General features: G+C 72.2%; 6 protein-coding genes. 1 reads left to right on the top strand and 5 read right to left on the bottom strand.

Annotated elements, in window-relative coordinates; all coding sequences use genetic code 11:
* Both ACFFNX_RS40500 and ACFFNX_RS40495 read right to left on the bottom strand, forming a co-directional pair.
* The coding region (locus ACFFNX_RS40500) for a HelD family protein (RefSeq protein ID WP_512699877.1) at positions 1–1398 on the bottom strand (1398 nt) is incomplete at its 3' end.
* A gap of 110 nt (positions 1399–1508) precedes the next feature.
* Positions 1509–2297, bottom strand: coding sequence for an amidohydrolase family protein (locus ACFFNX_RS40495; protein ID WP_378211486.1), 789 nt, complete (start codon positions 2295–2297; stop codon positions 1509–1511).
* Between the two features lie 104 nt (positions 2298–2401).
* Between ACFFNX_RS40495 and ACFFNX_RS40490 the strand changes: the two genes are divergently transcribed.
* Positions 2402–2752, top strand: coding sequence for a MerR family transcriptional regulator (locus ACFFNX_RS40490; protein WP_378211485.1), 351 nt, complete (start codon positions 2402–2404; stop codon positions 2750–2752).
* Positions 2753–2807: 55 nt separating this feature from the next.
* Here the strand turns inward: ACFFNX_RS40490 and ACFFNX_RS40485 are convergent, their stop codons facing one another.
* The 3 genes from ACFFNX_RS40485 to ACFFNX_RS40475 all read right to left on the bottom strand — a co-directional run.
* A complete protein-coding gene (locus tag ACFFNX_RS40485) occupies positions 2808–3755 on the bottom strand; it encodes a CPBP family intramembrane glutamic endopeptidase (protein ID WP_378211484.1) in 948 nt (315 codons plus the stop codon).
* 492 nt (positions 3756–4247) lie between these two features.
* Positions 4248–5162: an amidohydrolase family protein gene (locus ACFFNX_RS40480; RefSeq protein WP_378211483.1), complete on the bottom strand. Its 915-nt coding sequence runs from the start codon at positions 5160–5162 to the stop codon at positions 4248–4250.
* A 48-nt stretch (positions 5163–5210) separates the two neighbouring features.
* Positions 5211–5568, bottom strand: a 358-nt coding sequence (locus ACFFNX_RS40475; RefSeq protein ID WP_378211482.1) for a helix-turn-helix domain-containing protein, incomplete at its 5' end; no start/stop codon positions are given.

Here is a 5568-nt window from a genome sequence, read left to right as displayed (position 1 = left end):
CCGCAGCAGCCCGCGCTCCGCGTCGGTGAGGCCGGGCGCGGCCGAGGCGAGCCGCGCCGGGTCGGCGAACAGGTCGGACAGCAGCCGCTGCGGCGTCAGGGAGGGCCACAGCTCCTCGATCGCGGCCCGTACGCCCGGGGCGGCGGAGAGCTCGCGGCGCAGCTCCGCCAGGTCGTCCTCGTCCAGGAGCGGCCGTTCGTCGTCCTCGGCGGCGGAATCGGCGTCGAGCAGCTCCTGCGGGTACCCGGCCGCGAGCAGGGCCCGTACGTCCGCCTCGCCGAGCGCGCCACTGCCGTCGCTCCCGTCGAGCGGCCGGCCGTCGTCGTCGAGCGTGACGGCCTCAAAGCGCTCGGCGACCTGCCGGGTCAACAGGTCGAGCACCTGCCGTACGAAGATCCGCCGTGCCTGGTTGTGGAGCACCGGACCGTTCAGCGCGGCCCGCGCCGCGCGCCGGTAGTCCTCCTCCTCGAGCCGCAGCGTCTCGTCGCCGTACGCGATCTCCACGGGGCCGCGGGGCGGAGCCTGCCGATCCCGTACGGCGGCGGCCACCGTGTCGGCCATCATCGCCCTGCCCTTGACCTCGGCGGTCGCCGGTGGTTCGGCGCGGTCGGCCATCACCCCGGGGAACAGCCCGCCGACCGTCGACAGCAGCACGTTGGTCTCGCCGAGCCCGGGTAGCACCTGGCCGATGTACCGCAGGAAGGTGGCGTTCGGGCCCACGACGAGTACGCCGCGCTCCGCGAGGCGCCGGTGGGTGTACAGCAGGTACGCGGCGCGGTGCAGCGCGACGGCCGTCTTTCCGGTGCCCGGCCCGCCCTGCACGACCAGCATCCCCCGGGGGCCGGAGCGGATGATCTCATCCTGCTCGGCCTGCAGGGTCTCCACGATGTCCCGCATCCGGCCGGTGCGCCCGGCGTTGACCGCCGCCAGCAGCGCGGCCTCCCCGATCAGTCCCTCCTCGCCGGCGGCGTCGCCGTCCAGGACCTCGTCGTCCAGGCCCACCACCTGACGGTTGCGCGTGGCGATGTGGCGCCGGCGCCGTACGCCGTCCGGGGCGGCGGCCGTGGCCACGTAGAACGGGCGCGCGGCCGGGGCGCGCCAGTCGATCAGCAGGGGGTCGCCCTCGTCGTCGAGGACTCCGATCCGCCCGATGTAGAGCCGTTCGTCGCGCCGATCGAGCCGGCCGAAGCACAGACCGTGTTCGGCCGCGTCGAACTTGGCCACTCGCTCGGCGTATCGGGCGACCGCGGACTCCCGTTCCACCTGAGCCTGCCGGGTCCCGCCGGTCTCCCGCAGCGCGCCGGCCAGCCGTTCCGTCATCCGTTCCCGCAGCTCGTCGACGCGCCGATAAAGCATCGCCACATAATTCTGCTCGCGTTCAATCTCGCGGGTAGACAATTGCGGCCCCTTCTTGGTATACTATTAATTGAGAATTACCATGATTGCTGATTTGAATTAGAGTCGATCGCCATAGTAATTCTTTTTCCGGCCAAGTTGGGGCGCGCGGGTCAGGACAGGCCGAGCAGAGCGGCGGCGGTCTCGCCGAGGACGCGGTCACGGATCTCGCCGGAGGCGGTGACGCGTTCGACGGTCGCCCGCGCCAGCACCGGGTCGCCGTACGGGGCGTCGGAGCCGAACAGCGTCCGTTCGGGGATCTCACTGATCGCCAGCCGGACCGCGAAGACGATGCTCGCGGTGGACAGCTCCAGGTACATCGTGGGGGTCTCGCGCACCAGTTCCACGGCGTCCATCCAGTTCGGCCCGCCGAGTTGGCTCACGACCAACGGCACGCGCGGATACCGGCGAGCGAGCGTGGCGAGGGTGCGCAGGTCGTCGGCCGTCGTGGGCGCGGAACCGTGGACGACCACCGGCAACCCGCCCTGCTCGTCGGCGGCGCGGAGCACGGGCTCGACGCGCGCCGCCTGTCCGGGCGGCGGGGTCAGCTCCCCGATGCCTCGCAGCCCTCGCCCCACCACCTCCCGCTCCACCGCGGCCGCGATCCGATCCTCCGGCAGCCCGAGCGGCACGGAGCCGAACCCGATGAACCGGTCGGGCCACGCCGCCAGGGCGGCGTCCAGTTCCGCCGCGGCGGCCTGGTAGGTGTCGGCGTGGTCGCCCCGTCCGTGCAGCCGGTCGTTCAGGATCGCCATCTCCCGGCGCAGCGACGCCAGGTCGGTCGCGCGCTCCGGATGGGGCCGGGTCATGAACAGCACTGCCCGGTCCACTCCGGCCTCATCCAACAACGCGACGTGGTCGGCGACCGGGTCGTGGACGTGGCCGTGCGCATCGATGATCATTCGTTCTCCTCCGGGGTTCCGGCCGGGTCGCGGCTGGAATGCGCCCGGCCGGATCACTGTTGCGCCTTGACACGGTTGGAAGGTCAAGTCGGCCGGGGGGCCTGGTGCTGATCGGAGAACTGGCGCAGCGCACCGGAGTGAGCGAGCGCCTGCTGCGCTACTACGAGACCCGAGGACTCATCGGCTCCCGGCGCCTCGCCAACGGCTACCGCGACTACGGCGAGGCGGCGGAGGAGACGGTCGCCCGCATCCGGGTCCTGCTGGCCGCCGGGCTCCCCACGCGCGTCATCCGGCAGATCCTGCCCTGCGCGGTCGGCACATCGCACCTGCGCCCGTGCCCCGGCGTCCTGGATACTCTGCGCGAACACCTGACCGCCCTCGATCGCCGCGCCGACGAACTCGCCAGGGCGCGCGAGATCCTCGTGCACACCATCGACCGCACCACCGGGGCGTAGGGAACCGGCCCCCACCGGCGATGACCGCGGCAGGGGCCGTTCTGCTCGGCGGCGGTCAGTCGCGTGGGCCCCGGTAGGCGAGGCGGCCGCGGGTGACGATGAGGAGGATGACCGCGACGGTGCCGTAGCCGATGACGCCGGCGGTCAGCATCCACGACTCGTGCGTGTCGGCGAACAGCTCCGGCAGGACGAGGCTGGCGACCGTGTTGTTGCTCGCGTGCAGCAGTAGGGCGACCGGCAGGCTCTCGCGAGTGTGGTTGAAGACCCAGGTGATGAGGTAACTGATCGCCACGGCCATGAGCAGGAACGTGCCGACCGTGATCCACCAGTGGGCCGTGTCCGGCCGCGTGCCGCCGAGCGACCAGCTCGTGAAGAACAGCGGCAGGTGCCAGCAGCCCCAGACCAGGCCGAGGATGAGGGTGCCGAGGGAGGCACCGTGGCGCCGCTGGATCAGCGGGAGGGCGAAGTCGCGCCAGCCCGGCTCCTCGGCCATGCCGGTGGTCAGCACCTGGACGACGAGCAGGGGCAGATACCCGGCGACGACGGCGAGGGAGGGCGCGCGGAGGCTCGCGGCGGCGCCGGGCAGCGCCATGGTGCCGCCGACCAGCAGGACCGGGACGCCGATCAGCACGATCGGGTACCAGTACCAGCCGCCGACCCGCAGCCGGAACAGCCGCTGCCGCCAGCGGCGCAGCCCGTCGCGCCCGCCGGTGATCGCCGAGACGACGAGGGCCGAGCCGAGCGGCCCGAGGTACGCCCCCGGCAGGACGCCGGGGATCTGGCTGTCGCCCAGCAGCCTGGGGAAGCGGAAGTTCAGCACGCCGAGCCCGTCGCCGGACAGCACGTACGGCAGCCAGGCCAGCCAGCTCGCGGCGTAGGCGAGGACGAAGAACGCGACCAGCGGGTGCCGCCGGATCACTCCGGCGGGACCGCGGGGAGCGGGTACGGAATCACGAGCCTCGGCGTGGTGGGCGGATCGGGGCGGCATCGTGGGCGTGCTCATCGGTCGGACCCTTCGGGGACGGTGGGCTGGTGTGCGAGAACATCGCACCATCGCCGCATCCCCCAGGTCGCTCCCATGACCTGCACAAATGTGCTCCAGCTGCCGGTATCCCCGAAGTAGTGCAGGCTGGAGTACGGGGCGCGGACCGGTGCGTCATCGGCGGGTGGCAGGGGCACATGGCCGGTCAACCGAGGGTGTACGGCCAAGTGTCATCCCGGGAGGGACGCCGCAGAACAGGCGTCCACGTAGCGTGATTGCTACAACCTGAGACCACCACGGAGGCCTGACGCGTCGTCTGTGAATTCGGGGGGATTCATGGGGGAGACGATGCGAGGGCCGAATTCCCGGGCCCTGGATCTGTACCCGTCCAAAGCCCAGGAAGGCGAGTGTTCGCGGGTGGGCCCTCTTTGGGGGAAGGGGACCCACCCGCGGACGTCGTGGACACCGTGGACGAGGCGCCGCCGGTTCACCCGGCGGCGCCTTCATCTGCGCTCAGGCGCCCTCGCCGGAGGGTGGGGGCACCGCGAACAGGCGGGCGGCGTTGTCGTGGCACACCGCGCGCAGCCAGTCATCGCCCAGATCCAGCCGTACGAGAGCGGCCAGCTGCTCCGCGTACGCGTACGGGATGTTCGGGAAGTCCGTGCCCAGCAGGATGCGGTCGCCGAGGTCGGCCAGGCGCGGCGTCAGCGATGACGGCCACGGCCGCACCTTGTCCGTGAACTCGGTGAACGTCATCGTGGTGTCCAGGTAGGCCCCCGGGAAGCGTTCGGCCAGCGCCAGGAACTCCTCGTACTCCGGCATCCCCATGTGCGCGATGATCGGCACCAGCCGCGGATGCCGGGTGAGCACCTGACTGAAGATCTCCGGCCCGGTGTGGCCGCCCGGCTCCGGTCCCGACCCGCAGTGCACGACGACCGGTACGCCCGCCTCCGCCAGCATTCCCCACACCGGCTCCAGCAGCGGGTCGCGCGGGTCGTACCCGCCCACCTGGACGTGCGCCTTGAACACCCGCGTGCCCGAGGCGAGCGCCTCCTTCACGTAGCGCGCCGCGGACGGCTCGGCGTAGAACGTCGCCGTGCGCAGGGCGTCGGGCGTACGGGCGGCGAACTCGGCGCCCCAGCCGTTGAGCCACTCCGCCATGCCGGGGCGGTGCGGGTACAGCAGCGCCGTGAAGCGCCGGACCCCGAAGGAGCGCAGCAGACCGAGCCGGTCGGACTCATCCGAGCGGTACCGCGCCGACCATGACAGCCCCGCCTCGGCGAAGCGGTCGAAGTACGCCCGCACCTTCCGCAGCACGTTCTCAGGCATGAAGTGCGTGTGCACGTCGATCAGGCCGGGGAGCCCCAGCGACTGCCAGAAGGCGGGGATGTCGGAGTCTTCCGAGGGGGCCGTGAGCGGGGGACGCATCCTCGCATCATCGCAAAGCGGAACGGGCGGCCGGCCGCGCGACCGCGGTCACGAACGCGCCGCCGCGGGTTCCAGGTCGAGGCGGGCCAGCTCCCGGCGGGACGCCACGCCCAGCTTGGGATAGGCCTTGTAGAGGTGATACTCGACCGTGCGCGGGCTGAGGAACAGCTGCTCGGCGATCTCCCGGCTGCTGCTCCCCTCCGCGGCGAGCCGTACGACCTGGAGTTCCTGCGGGGTGAGCCGGTCGAGGGGGTCGGGCGCCGTGGCCTGCTGGTGCGACGGGACGGCGGAGCCGGTCTCGCCGGTCGCCCGCAGCTCCGAGCGGGCCCGCTCGGCCCAGGGCACGGCCCTCAGCCGGTCGAAGAGCCGCGCGGCCGAACGCAGGGGACCGCGGGCGTCGCTCCGG

It is taken from the genome of Actinoallomurus acaciae, assembly GCF_042429965.1.
Taxonomy (GTDB): domain Bacteria; phylum Actinomycetota; class Actinomycetes; order Streptosporangiales; family Streptosporangiaceae; genus Actinoallomurus; species Actinoallomurus acaciae.
This window is presented reverse-complemented; position numbering and strand designations above follow the sequence as displayed.

Bases quoted from the DNA above. Each gene is read 5' to 3' on its own strand.
- ACFFNX_RS40485 (WP_378211484.1), bottom strand. From the start codon at position 3,755: ATGAGCACGCCCACGATGCCGCCCCGATCCGCCCACCACGCCGAGGCT.
- ACFFNX_RS40495 (WP_378211486.1), bottom strand. From the start codon at position 2,297: ATGATCATCGATGCGCACGGCCACGTCCACGACCCGGTCGCCGACCAC.
- ACFFNX_RS40480 (WP_378211483.1), bottom strand. From the start codon at position 5,162: ATGCGTCCCCCGCTCACGGCCCCCTCGGAAGACTCCGACATCCCCGCC.